This is a genomic window from Aromatoleum aromaticum EbN1 (genome assembly GCF_000025965.1).
Taxonomy (GTDB): Bacteria; Pseudomonadota; Gammaproteobacteria; order Burkholderiales; family Rhodocyclaceae; genus Aromatoleum; species Aromatoleum aromaticum.
This window is the reverse complement of the sequence record NC_006513.1, coordinates 1267820-1283222: the sequence shown is the minus strand read 5'-3', so window position 1 is coordinate 1283222 and position 15403 is coordinate 1267820. Positions and strand designations below refer to the sequence as shown.

Here is a 15403-nt window from a genome sequence, read left to right as displayed (position 1 = left end):
TTCGTCAGTTCCGCGGCGCTCCGGACCGCTGCGCACCCAGGCGGGGGATGAACGCGGGCGTGCGCTCGAGGTAGCGGCGGTACGCATCGCCGAATTCGGCAACCGCGTCGCGCTCCTCGTGCCGCGCGAGCCGCGCGTAGACGACGAGCAGGATCGGGAACAGCACCAGTGTGATCAGCGTCGGCCACTGCAGCAGGAAGCCGAACATCACGAGCACGAAGGCGACGTACTGTGGATGTCGGATGCTGGCATAAGGACCGCTGTCGGCCACCCGGTGCTCGCGCTGGGTCTCGTAGAGCACCGGCCAGGCCTTGGCGAGCAACCAGAATCCGCCGACGATGAACACGGTGCTGAGCAGGTGGAAGGGGCCGAAATGCGGATTCGAGCGCCAGCCGAACATCGTCTCGAGCAGGTGCCCGGACTCATGGGCGAGGAAATCCACGCCCGGAAAACGCGACGACAGCCAGCCCGAAAGCAGGTAGATCGTGAGCGGGAAGCCATACATCTCGGTGAACAGGGCGACGATGAACGCCGAGTAGGCACCGAACGAGCACCAGTCGCGCTTGCTGTGAGGCCTGGCGAAGCTGAACGCGAACGCGATGAAGAACAGCGAATTGATCACGACCAGCGACCACAGGCCGTAGGCGGGCGTGTCGGTCATGTTTCATCTCCTTCCACACTTTTCGGCTTTGTCCCGTGATCGTGCCCGCCATGCATGAACAGATGCATCAGCGGACACGCGAGCAATATCAGCCAGGGGAGGAAGCCGAGCACGTGGGCGCGGTGCTCAGTGAAAAGCAAGAACACGGCCAGCGCGAGAAAGCCGGCGAAGACCCACTTCGCCCGCGAGCCCGAGCGGGCGTGGGGATGGGATGACTGCTCCTTGTCGTCCAGCGATTTCATGGGCTCAGCCGGCTCGCCGACGCAGCCGCAGCGCATTGGTGACCACCGACACCGAGCTCGCGCTCATCGCCAGCGCGGCGACCAGCGGCGACAGCAGCAGGCCGGTGAAGGGATACAGCAGGCCGGCGGCGAGCGGCACGCCGAGCGCGTTGTAGAGGAAGGCGAAAGCGAGGTTCTGGCGCATGTTGCGCACTGTCGCGACCGACACGCGGCGCGCGGCGGCGATGCCGCGCAGGTCGCCCTTGACCAGAGTGAGCTGCGCGCTCGACATCGCGACGTCGGTGCCGGTGCCCATCGCGATGCCGATGTGGGCGCGCGCGAGCGCCGGCGCGTCGTTGATGCCGTCGCCGGCCATCGCGACGATGCGACCCTCGGCCTGCAGCTTCGCGACCAGATCGTTCTTGTCCTTCGGCTTGACTTCGCCGTGCACCTCGTCGATGCCCAATCGCTTGCCGACCGCGCGCGCCGTCGTCAGGCCGTCGCCGGTCGCCATGACGATGCGCGTGATCCCGTTCGCGCGCAGTTCGTCGAGCGCCTCGGGCGTCGTCGCCTTGACCGGGTCGGCGACCGCGACAAGACCCGCCGCGCGGCCATCGACGGCGAGCATCATCACGCTCGCGCCCTCGCTGCGCAGCGCTTCGGCCTGTTCGGCGAGGTCCTGCCAGGCGACACCCTCGTCGTCCATCAACGCGGTGTTGCCGAGCACGATCTTGCGGCCCTCGACGATCCCGCGCACGCCGATGCCGGACGACGATTCGAAGCTGTCCGGTTTCGACAGCGCCAGCCCCTGGCGCCGCGCCTCGTCGACGATCGCGTGCGCGAGCGGATGTTCGCTGCCCTGGTCGAGGCTCGCGGCGATGCGCAGCACTTCGTCCCCGCTCCAGCCGGAGGCGGCGACCGTCGCGTGGAATGCGGGCTTGCCTTCGGTCAGCGTGCCGGTCTTGTCGACGATCAGCGTGTCGACCCGGCGCAAGTTCTCGATCGCCGCGGCATCGCGGAACAGCACCCCCTGGGTCGCGGCGTTGCCGGTCGCGACCATCACCGACATCGGCGTCGCGAGCCCGAGCGCGCACGGGCAGGCGATGATCAGCACTGCGACCGCGTTGATCAGGCCGAAGGCCCACGACGGTTCCGGGCCGAACAGGCCCCAGCCGAAGAAGGTGAGGGCGGCGATCGCGACGACCGCGACGACGAAATACCCTGCGACCTGGTCGGCCATGCGCTGCATCGGCGCGCGCGAGCGCTGCGCCTGCGCGACCATCTGCACGATCTGCGCGAGCACCGTCTGCGAGCCGATTTTCTCGGCCTGCATCACCAGCGCGCCGCTGGTGTTCTGCGTCGCGCCGATCAGCTTGTCGCCGGTGCGCTTGTCGACCGGCAGCGGCTCGCCGGTGAGCATCGATTCATCGACCGCGCTCGCCCCTTCGAGCACGACGCCGTCGACCGGGACTTTCTCGCCGGGGCGCACGCGCAGGTGGTCGCCGGGGTGCACATGGGTCAGCGGGATGTCCTCCTCGCTGCCGTCGGCGTTGAGCCGGCGCGCGGTCTTCGGCGCGAGGCCGAGCAGCGCCTTGATTGCCGCGCCGGTTTCGGAGCGCGCGCGCAGTTCGAGCACCTGGCCGAGCAGCGTCAGCGACACGATCACCGCGGCGGCCTCGAAATACACCGCGACGTGGCCGCCGATGCGGAAGGACTCGGGGAAGAGGCCGGGTGCGACGGTCGCGACGACGCTGTAGGCATAGGCCGCGCCGACGCCGGTGCCGATCAGCGTCCACATGTTCGGACTGCGGTTTGCAAGCGACTGCGCCCAGCGCACGAAGAACGGCCAGCCGCCCCACAGCACCACCGGTGTCGCGAGCAGCAGCTCGACCCACGGGCGTGCGGCGCCGAGCAGCGGATCGAACAGCCCGCCGGACATCGCGATCAGCGTCACCAGCACGGTCGCTGGCAGCGTCCACCAGAAGCGCCGTCGAAAGTCCGCGAGCTCCGGGTTTTCGCCTTCCTCCAGTTCGGGCAGCACCGGCTCGAGCGCCATGCCGCACTTCGGGCAGCTGCCGGGGCCGATCTGGCGAATCTCCGGGTGCATCGGGCAGGTGTATTCGGTGCCGGGCGGCGTCGTGGCGTCCGCGGCCTCGACCGGCGCCGGGTGCAGGTAGCGCGTCGGCTCGGCGCGGAACTTGTCGAGGCACTTCGCGCTGCAGAAGCGGTACGTCTGCCCGTCGTGCGTCGCGACGTGCGGCGAATCGGGTTTCACGATCATGCCGCATACCGGGTCGGTTGCCGGGGCAGGCGAGGGAGCGGCATGTTCGGGACGATCGTGGCGATGATGATCGTGTGCCGGGGCGGGACGGATTTCACTCATGACGATTTTCTCCCCGCGCCCGGTATGACGCCGCGTAGATCGCGGACGGCGTGCTGCAGCACGTGTTCGCCTTCGCGTTCCGGTGAGCGCGCTCGTTCTCGGACATCCACGTCCGTAATCGCAGCAGCAGGTCCTTCAGCGTGTCGAGCATCGCAGCCTCCTCCGTTCAACGCTGTGTGCGGGGCGGCCGAGCAGCTGCCGTCGTCTGAAACGACGCTCGCCCGCCCACCAACAGTCATTTCCGGGCGCGTCAGGGCGTCTGTTCCCTCCCCATCTGTATCCTGTCCAGGCGCTGCTCGATCTGATGCATGCGCTTCGCGAGAGCCTCGACTGAGGGCGCGCCCGCACCCGGACCCATCATTCCGCCCGGACCCATCATTCCCATTCCCTGCATCATGTCCGGGTCGCCCATCATCGGGCAGCCCATCTGGCCCGCCGCCATCTGCCGGCCCAACATCATGTTTTCGCGCATCGTCTGCATGTGCTCCATCAGCAGTTTCTGCCGCTCCTCAGGACTCCTGGCTGCGGCGAGGGCATCGAGTTGGGACTGCATCTTGGTCGTGTTGTCCCGCATCGTCTGCACCGTCGCTGCGGGTACCGGCGCCGAGACGGCCGGGGCCTGATCCGGGTGATGCGCATCCTCCGCGAAGGCAGGAAAGGCCGCGACCAGGGATATCGCGATGGCAGTGAGAGTCTTTTTCATGATGCGTCTCCTGAAAATAAGTGGTCGGGCGGGCGCCGGATTGCACGCAGAGGCAATAAAGCCGGCGCCGATTCGTTGGCCGTGCCGGTCGTCGGGCGAAGCTTCGGATGGTGCGTCGGGGCACGAGGGTGAGGCGTGTTCCTGATACGCTCGCCGTGCTTCGATGGATTCATCATAGTCCGCGCCGTGCGACGCAAGGCTGACGCGCTGATTACATTTCTGTCATCGAATCGTCGCCGCCGATGCCGGCACGACCGGGGTGCGCGCACCGGATTCGAGCTCCCGCCGCAGCTGCCACTGCTTGACCAGCGCATACAGCGCGGGGATGACGCCGAGCGTCAGCACCGTCGACGAGATCATGCCGCCGACCATCGGCGCAGCGATGCGGCTCATGACTTCGGAGCCGGTGCCCGTGCCCCACATGATCGGCAGGAGGCCCGCCATGATCGCGACGACCGTCATCATCTTCGGCCGCACGCGCTCGACGGCGCCTTCCATGATCGCTTCGTACAGGTCGGCGACCGACGCCTCGCGGCCTTCGGCAGCACGTTTCGCGCGGATCGCCTTCCACGCCTGGTCGAGGTAGATCAGCATGACGACGCCGGTCTCGGCGGCGACGCCGGCGAGCGCGATGAAGCCGACCGCGACCGCGACGCTCATCTGGTAGCCGAGCCACCACATCAGCCACACGCCGCCAACGAGCGCGAACGGCACCGACAGCATCACGATCAAGGTCTCGGTCAGGCGCCGGAAGTTCAGGTACAGCAGCACGAAGATCAGCCCCAGCGTCAGCGGCAGCACGACCTTCATCTTCTCCTTCGCGCGCTCCATGTACTCGAACTGGCCGCTCCACGTCGCGTAATAGCCGGGCGGGAACGTCACCTGCTCGGCGACCGCCTTCTGTGCGCGTTTGACGAACGCGCCGAGATCGGCGTCGCGGGTGTCGACATACACATACGCGGCGAGCAGCGCGTTCTCGGTGCGGATGCCGGGCGAGCCGCGCGTGAGCTGCACGTCGGCGAGCTGGCCGAGCGGGATCGGGCCGCTCGCCGTCGGCACGTACACTTCGGCCGCGATGCGGTGCGGGTCGTCGCGCAGGCCGCGCGGGTAGCGCACCGTGACGTTGTAGCGTTCGAGCCCTTCGACGGCGGTCGTGACCATGTCGCCGCCGAGCGCGGTCGCGACGACTTCCTGCAACGCATTGACCGTCAGGCCGTAGCGCGCGAGCTGGTCGCGGCGCGGCACGATGTCGAGGTAGTAGCCGCCGCTGACGCGCTCGGCATAGGCGCTGGAAGCGCCCGGGACGTTCCGCACCGCGGCTTCGACGTCCTTCGCGACCTGCTCGATCGTCGCGAGATCGTTGCCGAACACCTTGACGCCGATCGGCGTGCGGATGCCGGTCGCGAGCATGTCGAGGCGCGCCTTGATCGGCATCGTCCAGGAGTTCGCGACGCCGGGAAACTTCAACGCCGCGTCCATCTCGGCGATCAGTTGGTCGGTCGTCATGCCCGGGCGCCAGTCGGCCTGCGGCTTGAGGTTCACGACCGTCTCGAACATCTCGAGCGGCGCCGGGTCGGTCGCCGACAGCGCCCGCCCGGCCTTGCCATACACCGATTCGACTTCAGGGAAAGTCTTGATGATGCGGTTCGTCGTCGCCAACAGGCGCCCGGCTTCGGTCACCGACATGCCGGGCAGCGCCGCCGGCATGTAGAAAAGGGTGCCTTCGTTCAACGTCGGCATGAACTCCGAGCCGATCTCACGCGCCGGGACGATTGTCACAGCCATCACCACCCCCGCCGCGACGAGCGTCAGCACCTTGTGGCGCATCACGCCGCGGATGATCGGCCGGTAGGCCCAGATCAGGAAGCGGTTCACCGGGTTCTTCGCTTCGGGCAGGATGCGCCCGCGCACGAAGAACAGCATCAGCACCGGCACGAGCGTCACCGACAGGATCGCCGCGCCCGCCATCGCGAACGTCTTCGTGAACGCGAGCGGCGAGAACATCCGGCCTTCCTGGCCTTCGAGCGTGAACACCGGCAGGAACGACACGGTGATGATCAACAGCGAAAAGAACAGCGCCGGCCCGACTTCCTTGCACGCGCGGATGATCGTCTGCGCGCGCTCGGCCTGCGTCGCGTGCGCCGGCAGATGTTCGAGGCGCTTGTGCGCGTTCTCGATCATGACGATTGCGGCATCGACCATCGCGCCGATCGCGATCGCGATGCCGCCGAGGCTCATGATGTTCGAGCCGAGGTCGAGCGCGCGCATCGCGATGAACGCGATGAGGATGCCGAGCGGCAGCGTGATGATCGCGACGAGCGCGCTCCGGACGTGCAGCAGGAAGATCACGCACACCGCGACGACGATCAGGCTCTCTTCGAGCAGCGTCCATTTGAGATTCGCGATCGCGCGCTCGATCAGCGTCGAGCGGTCATAGACCGGCACGATCTCGACGCCTTCGGGGAGCCCCGGCGCGATCTCGGCGATCTTCGCCTTGACGTTCGCGATGACGTCGAGCGCGTTCTGGCCGAAGCGCGCCATGACGATGCCGGAAGCGACTTCGCCTTCGCCGTTCAATTCGGCGATCCCGCGCCGCTCGGCCGGCACGAGCTCGACGCGGCCGATGTCGGCGACCCGCACCGGCGTGCCGCCTGCGCTTTTCAGCGCCAGGTTCGCGATGTCGTCGCTGCCGCCCAGATAGCCGCGGCCGCGCACCATGTATTCCTTCTCGGCCATCTCGACGACGCGCCCGCCGACGTCGCGGTTCGACTCGCGGATCACGCGGCTGACGTCGTCGAGCGCGAGGCCGAAAGTCGCGAGCCGGTGCGGGTCGACGGTGACCTGGTATTCGCGCACGAAGCCGCCGACGCTCGCGACTTCCGATACGCCGCCGGCTTTCGTCAGCTGGTAGCGGATATACCAGTCCTGCAGGCTCCTCGTCTCGGCGAGCGACATGTTCTTGCCGGTCACTGCGTACTGATAGACCCAGCCGACGCCGGTCGCATCCGGCCCGATCTGCGGCGACACGCCTTGCGGCAGCCGGCCGGCGACCGAGGACAGGTATTCGAGCACGCGCGAGCGCGCCCAGTAGATGTCGGTGCCGTCCTCGAAGATCACGTAGACGTAGGACGCGCCGAACATCGAGAAGCCGCGCACGACTTTCGCACGCGGCACCGCGAGCATCGACGTCGTCAGCGGATAGGTCACCTGGTCCTCGACGACCTGCGGCGCCTGGCCGGGGAAGTCGGTGAACACGATCACCTGCACGTCCGACAGATCCGGCAGCGCGTCGAGCGGCGTGTTCTTCACCGCGTACAGCCCGCCGCCGAGGACGAACAGCGTCGCGAGCAGCACGAGGAAGACGTTCTTCGCGGACCAGTCGATGAGGCGGTCGAGCATGTCAGTGGCTCCCGTGTCCGTTCGCGGCCGCCGGTTTCGCCCCGTTCGCCTTCTCGACTTTCGTCACGACGAATTCGCCCGGTTGGCGCTGCTCGAACTCGAAGCGGACCGGCGTGCCCGGCGCGAGGTTGGCGACGAGGTCGGGGGACGCCACCGCGAAGTCCATCGTCATCGCCGGCCATTGCAGCGCAGGGATGTCGCCGTGCGTCAGCGTCACGGTCTTCGTCGCCGGATCAACGGCGTCGAACGTTCCTTCGGCTTCGTACGTCACCGGCGCTGCATCCGTTGCCGGGGCGGCGTCGGTCAGGTTCGACAGCGCGGCCTTCAGCTGGCTTTCGGAGTCGATGAGGAAGTTCGCCGACGTCACGACGCGGTCGCCGGCCTCGACGCCTTCGAGCACTTCGACGTGGTCGGTGCCGCGCTCGCCCAGGCGCACCGGCTGCGGCTTGAAGCGGCCTTCGTCGAGCGCGATCAGCACGACCTGGCGCACCCCGTCGTCGATGACCGCGGACGTCGGCACGGTCACGCGCGGTGTCGGCGAGCCGGACGCGAGCTCGACGTGCGCGAACATGCCCGGGCGCAGCAGGCCTTCGCGGTTGTCGAGTTCGAGACGGATGCGGGTGCTGCGCGTCTCGACGTTCAGCGTCGGGTACAGATAGCCCACTTTCGCGTCGAAGCGGCGGTCCGGGAAGGCGTCGAGCGTTACGCTCGCCGGCTGGCCGACGCGCACGCGCGCGAGGTCGCGCTCGAAGATGTCGGCGATGACCCACACTTTCGACAGGTCGGCGATGCGATAGACCGCTTCGCCGGGCATGAAGCGCGCGCCCTGGACTGCGTTCTTCTCAAGCACGACGCCGTTGGCCGGCGAATGGAAAGTCTGGCGCTGCGCGATCTCGCCCTTGCCCTCTCGCGCAGCGGCGACCTGCCAGTTCTGCAGGCGCTCGCGCGTCGCGTTGGCGAGCCGGCGCGCCGCTTCCGATGCGATCGGGTCGGTGGTGGCACTGTCGCGCTGTAGCCGCTCGGCGATGCGCAGTTCCTCGCTGGCCGATAGCAGCTCGGGGCTGTAGATCGTGAACAGCGGCTGGCCGCGGCGCACCGGGTCGCCGACCGCATTGACGTGCAGGCGCTCGATCCAGCCTTCGAAGCGCGGCGCGACGTCGACGACCGCGCGCTCGTTGAGCTCGATGCGTCCGACCGCGCGCACTGCGGCACCGACGACGCGCATCTCGGCGACGGTGGTCTTCACGCCGAGGGTCTGCACGCGCGCCGGGCTGACGACGACGGCGCCGCTGTCGTCGGGCTTGTCGTCGGCATAGACCGGGAGGTAGTCCATGCCCATCGAGTCCTTCTTCGGCGCCGGTGACGTGTCGGGCAGGCCCATCGGGTTGCGGTAATAGAGGATCTGGCGTTCGCCGCCAGCGGCTGCGGCCGTGTTTTCAGCGGCCGTCGCCGTGCTGCCGGGCGCGGGAGCGTGGTCGCTGCGGCTGCCCGCCCAATAGCCGGCGCCGAGCGCGAGCGCGACGGTGAGCGCCGCGAGGGAAAGTCGTACGGCGGGCTTCACGGCTGTTCTCCTGCAAGTTTTTCGATTTCGGCGAGCGCCATGCGGGTCTCGACATCGGCCTGCAGCAGCGCGATGCGCGTATCGACGAGCTGGCGCTCGGCTTCGAGCACGGTGTCGAAGTCGACGCGCCCCGCCGAGAACGCGGCACGGGTCGCGTCGCGCGTCGCTTCGGCCTGCGGCGTCAGCGTGCCGCGCAGCAGCTGCAGTGTCTCGTGGCCGCTCGTGAACGCGGCGTACGCGCTGCCGAGCTCGCCGAGGAGCGTCGATTCGGCGGCGGCCCGCCGCGCGTGGGCAGCGGTGACCATCAGCGCGGCTTCGCGCTCGCGCGCGCGGCGTGCCGACTGCTGCAGCGGGATCATGACTTCGAGCATCACGTCCCACGAGTTTTCGCCCCCGAGCGGACGGTTGTTCGTCAGTCCGAGGCTGAAATCCGGATAGCGGTCGCGCCACGTGCGGTCGCGTTCGAGGCGCGCCACGTCGATGCCGCGCGCTTCGGCGGTGATCGCCGGATGAATCGCACGGGTGCGTTCGACGAGGGGCGCGAGAGCGACCCCCTGCGGCAGCGGCGGCGGTTCCTGTGGCGCCGCAAGGGCACTGCCGGGCGTGCGTCCGAGCAGCGCGTTCAGCGCTGACGCCGTGCCGCGGCGGCGCTGCTCGACGCCGACGAGCGCGAGCCGCTGCGACGTGATCTCGCGCTGCGCGCGCAGCACCGCCTGCTGCGGCAGCAGGCCGAGGCGGTAGCGCGACAGCGTGATCTCCTCGAGGCTCTGCAGCAGCGCCAGCGCGTCGCGATTGAGCCCCGCCTCGCGGTCGGCAGCGTAATAGCGCAGCCAGGCTGCCTTGATCTCGGCAGCCGTGTTCGTCCATGCCGCATCGCGAGCCGCCTCCGCCTGGTCCGCGCGCGCGCCCGCCGCACGCTCGGCGAGTTCGCGCTTGCCCCACGCCGGCAGCGGCTGGATGACGCGGTAGCGGGTCTCGCCGACTTCGCCCGGCACGAGCGTCGTCGGGCCGCCGTGCATGCGGTTCGTGACGTCCATCAGCTCGACCTGGAAGCTCGGGTCGGGCAGCGCGCCGGCGGGCTCGACACGTTCGCGGGCAGCCTCCGCTTCGGCGCGGTCGACGGCGAAAGCGGGGTTGTTCACGCGGGCGTATTCGATCAGGCCGGGGAGATCGGCGCCGAGGGGAGCCGCGGCGGCGGAGGGCGGCACGGCGTCCTGCGCGTGGCCGAAGGCGCTCGCCGCAAGGACGGCGATGCCCGCGGCCAGACGCAGGGAACGCAGGCCGGCGATAAGCGGTTTCATCGGGTGTCCGGAAAAAGTGGGGTGGCCGGAGCTGGTGGGCAGGGAAAATGCCGAAGGCGAAATGGCGCGTCGAGCGAGCCGCAGCCGGAATACCGTCCGGCTGCGGCGTCACGCCTGTTTCGCCCTTATTTGGCCCTTATTCCGCGATTTCCAGCTTCGTCACCGAGAACACTCCGTCGACGCGCTGCGCGGCGAAGCGGATCCTGTCGCCCTCCCTGACCGCGTCGAGCATCGACGGGTCGGTCGCGCGAAACACCATCGTCATCGGCGGCATGCCCAGGTTTTCGAGCGGGCCGTGGCTGATGGTGATCTTGCCGGCCGCTTTGTCGACTTTCTTGACGGTGCCTTCGGACAACGAAGCTTTCACGTCGGCGACGGGCATCGCCGCGCCATGAGCGGCCTCGTGTCCGTGCCCGCTCATGGCAAAGGCCGGGCTGGCGCTGGTGAGCGTGGCGAGGAGGGCGAACGCGGCGAGGGAGCGGGTGAGGGGGCAGGTGAGGGGCATCATGAATCCTGTGTTTCGGTGAGTGGAATGAAGTATGAGGAAGTAATACCGACCGGAGGCTGACGGGAAAATTACATTTTTGTCAGCCGGGGCCGGGCCGCGAGGCAGCGAACCTGGGGCCGGCAGGCGGGCGGGAAGGAATATGCGATGTGTGTGGATCGGGATGTTCAATTCAGGGGCGAATCTTTGTACAAGACGCTCGCGCTGTCGAGCGGAACAGGGCCCTTTCCCCGCCATTCCCCCTCGTTCCGCCCCCCCCGCGAAAGGGGGCGTGCCACCTGCCGCCGTGCGGCAGATTGTCGCTGTGACGCGGTTCGGCCGGACCGTGCAGGGACGGCGCCGGCGTCGCATCCGCAAGCGCAACGAACGAAGGAGACCTGGCATGCGCATCGTGTGTATCGGCGGCGGACCCGCGGGGCTGTATTTCGCGCTCCTGATGAAGAAGCTGAACCCGGCGCACGAGATCGCCGTCGTCGAGCGCAACCGGCCATACGACACGTTCGGCTGGGGCGTGGTGTTCTCGGACGCGACGATGGACAACATGCGCGAATGGGACCCGGTGACGGCCGAGGCGATCCAGGTCGCGTTCAACCACTGGGACGACATCGAGCTGCATTTCAAGGACCACACGATCCGCAGCGGCGGCCACGGTTTCGTCGGCATCGGGCGCAAGAAGATGCTCAACATCCTGCAGGCGCGCTGCGAGGAACTCGGCGTCGAGCTGGTGTTCGACCGCGATGTCGAGTCGGACAGCGAGTTTCCCGATGCCGATCTGATCATCGCGTCCGACGGCATCAACTCGCGCATCCGCAACAAGTACGCGGAAGTGTTCAAGCCGGACATCGTCACGCGGCCGAACCGCTACATCTGGCTCGGCACGAACCAGCTTTTCGACGCGTTCACGTTCCTGTTCGAGAAGACCGAGCACGGCTGGTTCCAGGCGCACGTCTACAAGTTCGACGACACGACGACGACTTTCATCGTCGAATGTCCGGAGCACGTGTGGCTCGCGCACGGGCTCGACAAGGCCGGCCAGGAACAGTCGATCGAATTCTGCCAAAAGCTCTTCGGCAAGTACCTCGACGGTCATCGGCTGATGACGAATGCCCGCCACCTGCGCGGCTCGGCGTGGCTGAACTTCCAGCGCGTCAAGTGCGAGCAATGGCACCACGACAACGGCAGGAGCCACGTCGTGCTGATGGGCGACGCGGTGCATACCGCGCATTTCGCGATCGGCTCGGGCACGAAGCTCGCGCTCGAGGACGCGATCGAGCTGACGCGCCTGTTCCGCGACGAAGGCGACACGCCGGAGCACATCCCGGCGGTGCTCGAACGCTACCAGGCGGCGCGCAACATCGACGTGCTGCGGCTGCAGAACGCCGCGTGGAACGCGATGGAATGGTTCGAAGTCTGCGGCGCGCGCTACTGCGATACGCTCGAGCCGGAGCAGTTCATGTATTCGATGCTGACGCGCTCGCAGCGCATCTCGCACGAGAATCTGCGCCTGCGCGACGCGACGTGGCTCGAAGGCTACGAGCGCTGGTTCGCGAACAACGCGGGGCTGCCGGTCAAGGCCGGCGAGGCGCCGCCGCCGATGTTCACGCCCTTCACGCTGCGCGGCCTGACGCTTGCGAACCGCGTCGTCGTGTCGCCGATGGCGATGTACTCGGCCGACGACGGCAGCGCGAACGACTTCCACCTCGTGCATTTCGGCGCCCGCGCGCTCGGCGGGGCGGGGCTGCTGTATACCGAGATGACGTGCGTGTCGCCCGACGCACGTATCACGCCGGGCTGCGCCGGGATGTACAAGCCCGAGCACGTCAATGCATGGAAGCGCGTCGTCGATTTCGTCCACGCGAATTCGGGCGCGAAAATGGGCATCCAGCTCGGTCACGCGGGGCGCAAGGGCGCGACGAAGCTCGCGTGGGAAGGCATCGACGAGCCGCTCGAAGCCGGCGGCTGGCCGCTGATGTCCGCGTCGCCGCTGCCGTACCTGCCGCATTCGCAGGTGCCGCGCGAGATGACGCGTGACGACATGGAGCGCGTGCGCGACGACTTCGTCCGCGCGACGAAGATGGCGTTTGAAGCCGGCTTCGACATCCTCGAGCTGCACTGCGCGCACGGCTACCTGCTGTCGAGCTTCCTGTCGCCGCTGACGAACCGGCGCAGGGACGATTACGGCGGTGGACATGAAAACCGCGTGCGCTTCCCGCTCGAAGTATTCCGCGCGATGCGCGCCGCGTGGCCTTCGAACCGCCCGATGTCGGTGCGCCTGTCGTGCCATGACTGGTTCCCCGGCGGCAACACTGCCGACGACGCAGTCGCCTTCGCGCGTCTTTTCAGGGACGCCGGCGCGGATCTCATCGACTGCTCGTCGGGCCAGGTTTGGAAAGGCGACCGGCCGGTCTATGGGCGCATGTACCAGACGCCGTTCGCCGACCGCATCCGCAACGAAGCCGGCATCCCGACGGTCGCCGTCGGCGCGCTCTACGAGGCCGACCACGCGAACAGCATCATCGCCGCAGGCCGTGCGGATCTGTGCGCGATCGCGCGCCCGCACCTCGCCGATCCAGCCTGGACATTGCATGAAGCGGCGAAGATCGGCTTCGACGACGTCGCGTGGCCGAAACAGTATCTGTCCGCGCGCAGCCAGTACGAGACGAATCTCCGGCGCGAGGGCGGGGCGCCGGACAAGTGAACACCGGGTCGTTTGCATCGGGCGCGCTCATCGCTACAACCTTCTCGTGCTGCTCGCCGAGATAGGTGTCTGGTAGACTTGTGAGGATTCAAGACGATTTCGAGGCTGTTCTGCCGGATGCCTATTCCATGACAGCCGAACTGTGGGTAATCAGCTCCAGGCAAACCCCTTATGTGCTGAATGGGTGACATGGCCAGCGAGCGCAAGGTCATCATCATCGCGGGGCCAAACGGCGCGGGCAAGACGACTTTCGCGCGAGAGTTTTTGCCCAATGAAGCAGGTTGCCCGGTGTTCGTGAACGCCGATCTGATTGCCGCAGGTCTGGCACCTTTTGCGCCTGAAACGGCTGCAGTGCAAGCGGGGCGACTGATGTTGGAAGAGTTGAAGCGCCATTTTGCGGCACGCGAGAGTTTCGCTTTTGAAACTACGCTGTCAGGGCGTGGGTACCTCCGTCACATTGTGCGTTGGCAGTCCGCGGGCTATCGGGTGAAGCTCATTTTCTTGCAACTTGCTCAACCGGACGAGGCGGTTGCGCGTGTTGCCCAACGTGTGAAGCAGGGCGGACACAATATTCCCGAAGAGGTCATCCGGCGCCGGTTTGCGGCAGGGCTGGCCAATTTTTCCGAACACTATGCCCCCCTGGTCGACGCGTGGGCGCTGTATGACAACTCCGGGCCCAGCCCGGTGCTGCTCGACTGGAGTGAAAAGCTATGAACGCATTGCCGATTTCTCAGGCTCGCGACGCCGATTTGCGCTTCTCACAGAAAGCCCTGGAGCGGGCCGCAGCGCGCGCAGGCCAAATGGCGGCCCAGACTGGAACCGCGTTGATCGTGTTTCGCAATGGACGGGTTGAGACCATCCAGCCTGCGGGAAATCATGGGTCCATTCACACGACCCGAACGGGGAAAGAGCCCGAATCCGGCTACGACGAGAAGTCGTGACCGCTTTCGCGCCAAAAAAGCGAGTTGGCGCGGGCAGGGAGCCGATCTTGCTTCGAACGCGAGCCCGGGCGCGGCACGAAATGCGGCTGGCCCGGTCCAACCGGACAGTTTTGCGTGCTGTGCCCGATGTAACCCGTTAACGCGGAGGAATTCCGACGTCACATCGGCGGCCGCGGGCAGCCCCGCGGGATTCCTTCGCTCGCACCCGGGGGGGTCATGACATATTGTGTCGCCATGCGGATGGATGCAGGTCTGGTCTTCCTGTCCGACTCCCGTACTTATGCCGGCGTCGATCACATCAACACTTTCCGCAAGATGCATTTCTTCGAGCGCCACGGCGAACGGGTGCTCGTGCTGATGACGGCGGGAAACCTGTCGATCAGCCAGTCGGTCGTCAACACGCTGCGCGAACGGATCGAGTCGGGCGGAGCGAGGAACCTGTGCAACGTGCCGACGATGTTCGAGGCGGCCAAGCACGTCGGCGACTGCCTGCGCGAAGTTCATGCGCGTGATGCCGAATCGCTGAAGGAATTCGGCGTCGATTTTTCTGCCGGGCTGCTGCTCGGGGGCCAGATCCAGGGCGAGGAGCCGCGCCTGTTTCAGCTCTACGCGGCCGGCAACTTCACCGAGGCGACGCAGGAGACGCCGTATTTCCAGATCGGCGAATCCAAGTACGGCAAGCCGATCATCGTGCGCATCATCACGCATGCGACGTCGCTCGACGAAGCGGTGAAATGTGCGCTCGTGTCGATGGATTCGAGCATCCGCTCGAACCTCTCGGTGGGCCTGCCGCTCGACCTGCTGGTCTATCAGCGCGACGCGTTGCGCGTCGGCCATTACTGCGTCATCCGCGAGGACAACGCCTATTTCGCACTGATCCGCAAGCTCTGGAGCCAGCAGCTGCGCGAAGTCTTCAGTGCCCTGCCCAATCCGGACTGGGAGAACATCCAGCTCACTGCGGAGGCACTGCGGCAGAACACCTCCCTCAACACGCCGCGCAGCGAAAAACGCGAAGGCGAAAGCTAGACGG

General features: G+C 67.1%; 13 protein-coding genes. 4 read left to right on the top strand and 9 right to left on the bottom strand.

Annotation, left to right across the window (positions count from 1 at the left end; translation table 11 throughout):
* Positions 1-4: 4 nt before the first annotated feature.
* The 9 genes from EBN1_RS06090 to EBN1_RS06050 all read right to left on the bottom strand — a co-directional run bounded on the left by EBN1_RS06090 (position 5) and on the right by EBN1_RS06050 (position 10737).
* Positions 5-661, bottom strand: coding sequence for a methyltransferase family protein (locus EBN1_RS06090; protein WP_011237050.1), 657 nt, complete (start codon positions 659-661; stop codon positions 5-7).
* Positions 658-903: a DUF2933 domain-containing protein gene (locus EBN1_RS06085; protein WP_011237049.1), complete on the bottom strand. Its 246-nt coding sequence runs from the start codon at positions 901-903 to the stop codon at positions 658-660. Before EBN1_RS06085 ends, EBN1_RS06090 begins: the two co-directional genes overlap by 4 nt.
* 4 nt (positions 904-907) lie before the next feature.
* Positions 908-3265 carry a heavy metal translocating P-type ATPase gene (locus tag EBN1_RS06080; protein ID WP_011237048.1) on the bottom strand — a complete coding sequence of 786 codons (2358 nt, stop codon included), beginning with the start codon at positions 3263-3265 and terminating at the stop codon, positions 908-910.
* On the bottom strand, positions 3258-3416 hold the full coding sequence (locus EBN1_RS06075; protein ID WP_157866587.1) for a hypothetical protein: 159 nt from the start codon (positions 3414-3416) through the stop codon (positions 3258-3260). Before EBN1_RS06075 ends, EBN1_RS06080 begins: the two co-directional genes overlap by 8 nt.
* A gap of 99 nt (positions 3417-3515) precedes the next feature.
* Positions 3516-3968 (bottom strand): hypothetical protein, encoded by a 453-nt coding sequence (locus EBN1_RS06070; protein ID WP_011237047.1) that lies wholly within the window; start codon positions 3966-3968, stop codon positions 3516-3518.
* Positions 3969-4190: 222 nt separating this feature from the next.
* Positions 4191-7367 carry an efflux RND transporter permease subunit gene (locus EBN1_RS06065; RefSeq protein WP_011237046.1) on the bottom strand — a complete coding sequence of 1059 codons (3177 nt, stop codon included), beginning with the start codon at positions 7365-7367 and terminating at the stop codon, positions 4191-4193.
* A 1-nt stretch (position 7368) separates the two neighbouring features.
* On the bottom strand, positions 7369-8928 hold the full coding sequence (locus EBN1_RS06060; protein ID WP_011237045.1) for an efflux RND transporter periplasmic adaptor subunit: 1560 nt from the start codon (positions 8926-8928) through the stop codon (positions 7369-7371).
* Positions 8925-10229 (bottom strand): TolC family protein, encoded by a 1305-nt coding sequence (locus EBN1_RS06055; protein ID WP_011237044.1) that lies wholly within the window; start codon positions 10227-10229, stop codon positions 8925-8927. Before EBN1_RS06055 ends, EBN1_RS06060 begins: the two co-directional genes overlap by 4 nt.
* 136 nt (positions 10230-10365) lie before the next feature.
* Entirely contained in the window at positions 10366-10737 is a 372-nt protein-coding gene (locus tag EBN1_RS06050; protein WP_241762817.1) for a copper-binding protein, read from the bottom strand.
* Positions 10738-11116: 379 nt separating this feature from the next.
* Here EBN1_RS06050 and EBN1_RS06045 point away from each other — a divergent pair, with 379 nt between their 5' ends.
* The 4 genes from EBN1_RS06045 (at position 11117) to EBN1_RS06030 (ending at position 15399) form a co-directional block, all read left to right on the top strand.
* Positions 11117-13432: a bifunctional salicylyl-CoA 5-hydroxylase/oxidoreductase gene (locus EBN1_RS06045; protein ID WP_011237042.1), complete on the top strand. Its 2316-nt coding sequence runs from the start codon at positions 11117-11119 to the stop codon at positions 13430-13432.
* 189 nt (positions 13433-13621) lie between these two features.
* Positions 13622-14146 carry an ATPase gene (locus EBN1_RS06040; RefSeq protein WP_041645890.1) on the top strand — a complete coding sequence of 175 codons (525 nt, stop codon included), beginning with the start codon at positions 13622-13624 and terminating at the stop codon, positions 14144-14146.
* A complete protein-coding gene (locus EBN1_RS06035; RefSeq protein WP_041645888.1) occupies positions 14143-14373 on the top strand; it encodes a hypothetical protein in 231 nt (76 codons plus the stop codon). The genes EBN1_RS06040 and EBN1_RS06035 overlap by 4 nt, the downstream gene beginning before the upstream one ends.
* A gap of 216 nt (positions 14374-14589) precedes the next feature.
* Positions 14590-15399 (top strand): proteasome-type protease, encoded by an 810-nt coding sequence (locus tag EBN1_RS06030; RefSeq protein WP_011237040.1) that lies wholly within the window; start codon positions 14590-14592, stop codon positions 15397-15399.
* Positions 15400-15403 lie beyond the last annotated feature (4 nt).

Bases quoted from the DNA above. Each gene is read 5' to 3' on its own strand.
- EBN1_RS06075 (WP_157866587.1), bottom strand. From the start codon at position 3,416: ATGCTCGACACGCTGAAGGACCTGCTGCTGCGATTACGGACGTGGATG.
- EBN1_RS06050 (WP_241762817.1), bottom strand. From the start codon at position 10,737: ATGATGCCCCTCACCTGCCCCCTCACCCGCTCCCTCGCCGCGTTCGCC.
- EBN1_RS06065 (WP_011237046.1), bottom strand. From the start codon at position 7,367: ATGCTCGACCGCCTCATCGACTGGTCCGCGAAGAACGTCTTCCTCGTG.
- EBN1_RS06035 (WP_041645888.1), top strand. From the start codon at position 14,143: ATGAACGCATTGCCGATTTCTCAGGCTCGCGACGCCGATTTGCGCTTC.
- EBN1_RS06070 (WP_011237047.1), bottom strand. From the start codon at position 3,968: ATGAAAAAGACTCTCACTGCCATCGCGATATCCCTGGTCGCGGCCTTT.
- EBN1_RS06045 (WP_011237042.1), top strand. From the start codon at position 11,117: ATGCGCATCGTGTGTATCGGCGGCGGACCCGCGGGGCTGTATTTCGCG.
- EBN1_RS06080 (WP_011237048.1), bottom strand. From the start codon at position 3,265: ATGAGTGAAATCCGTCCCGCCCCGGCACACGATCATCATCGCCACGAT.
- EBN1_RS06055 (WP_011237044.1), bottom strand. From the start codon at position 10,229: ATGAAACCGCTTATCGCCGGCCTGCGTTCCCTGCGTCTGGCCGCGGGC.
- EBN1_RS06085 (WP_011237049.1), bottom strand. From the start codon at position 903: ATGAAATCGCTGGACGACAAGGAGCAGTCATCCCATCCCCACGCCCGC.
- EBN1_RS06030 (WP_011237040.1), top strand. From the start codon at position 14,590: ATGACATATTGTGTCGCCATGCGGATGGATGCAGGTCTGGTCTTCCTG.
- EBN1_RS06040 (WP_041645890.1), top strand. From the start codon at position 13,622: ATGGCCAGCGAGCGCAAGGTCATCATCATCGCGGGGCCAAACGGCGCG.
- EBN1_RS06090 (WP_011237050.1), bottom strand. From the start codon at position 661: ATGACCGACACGCCCGCCTACGGCCTGTGGTCGCTGGTCGTGATCAAT.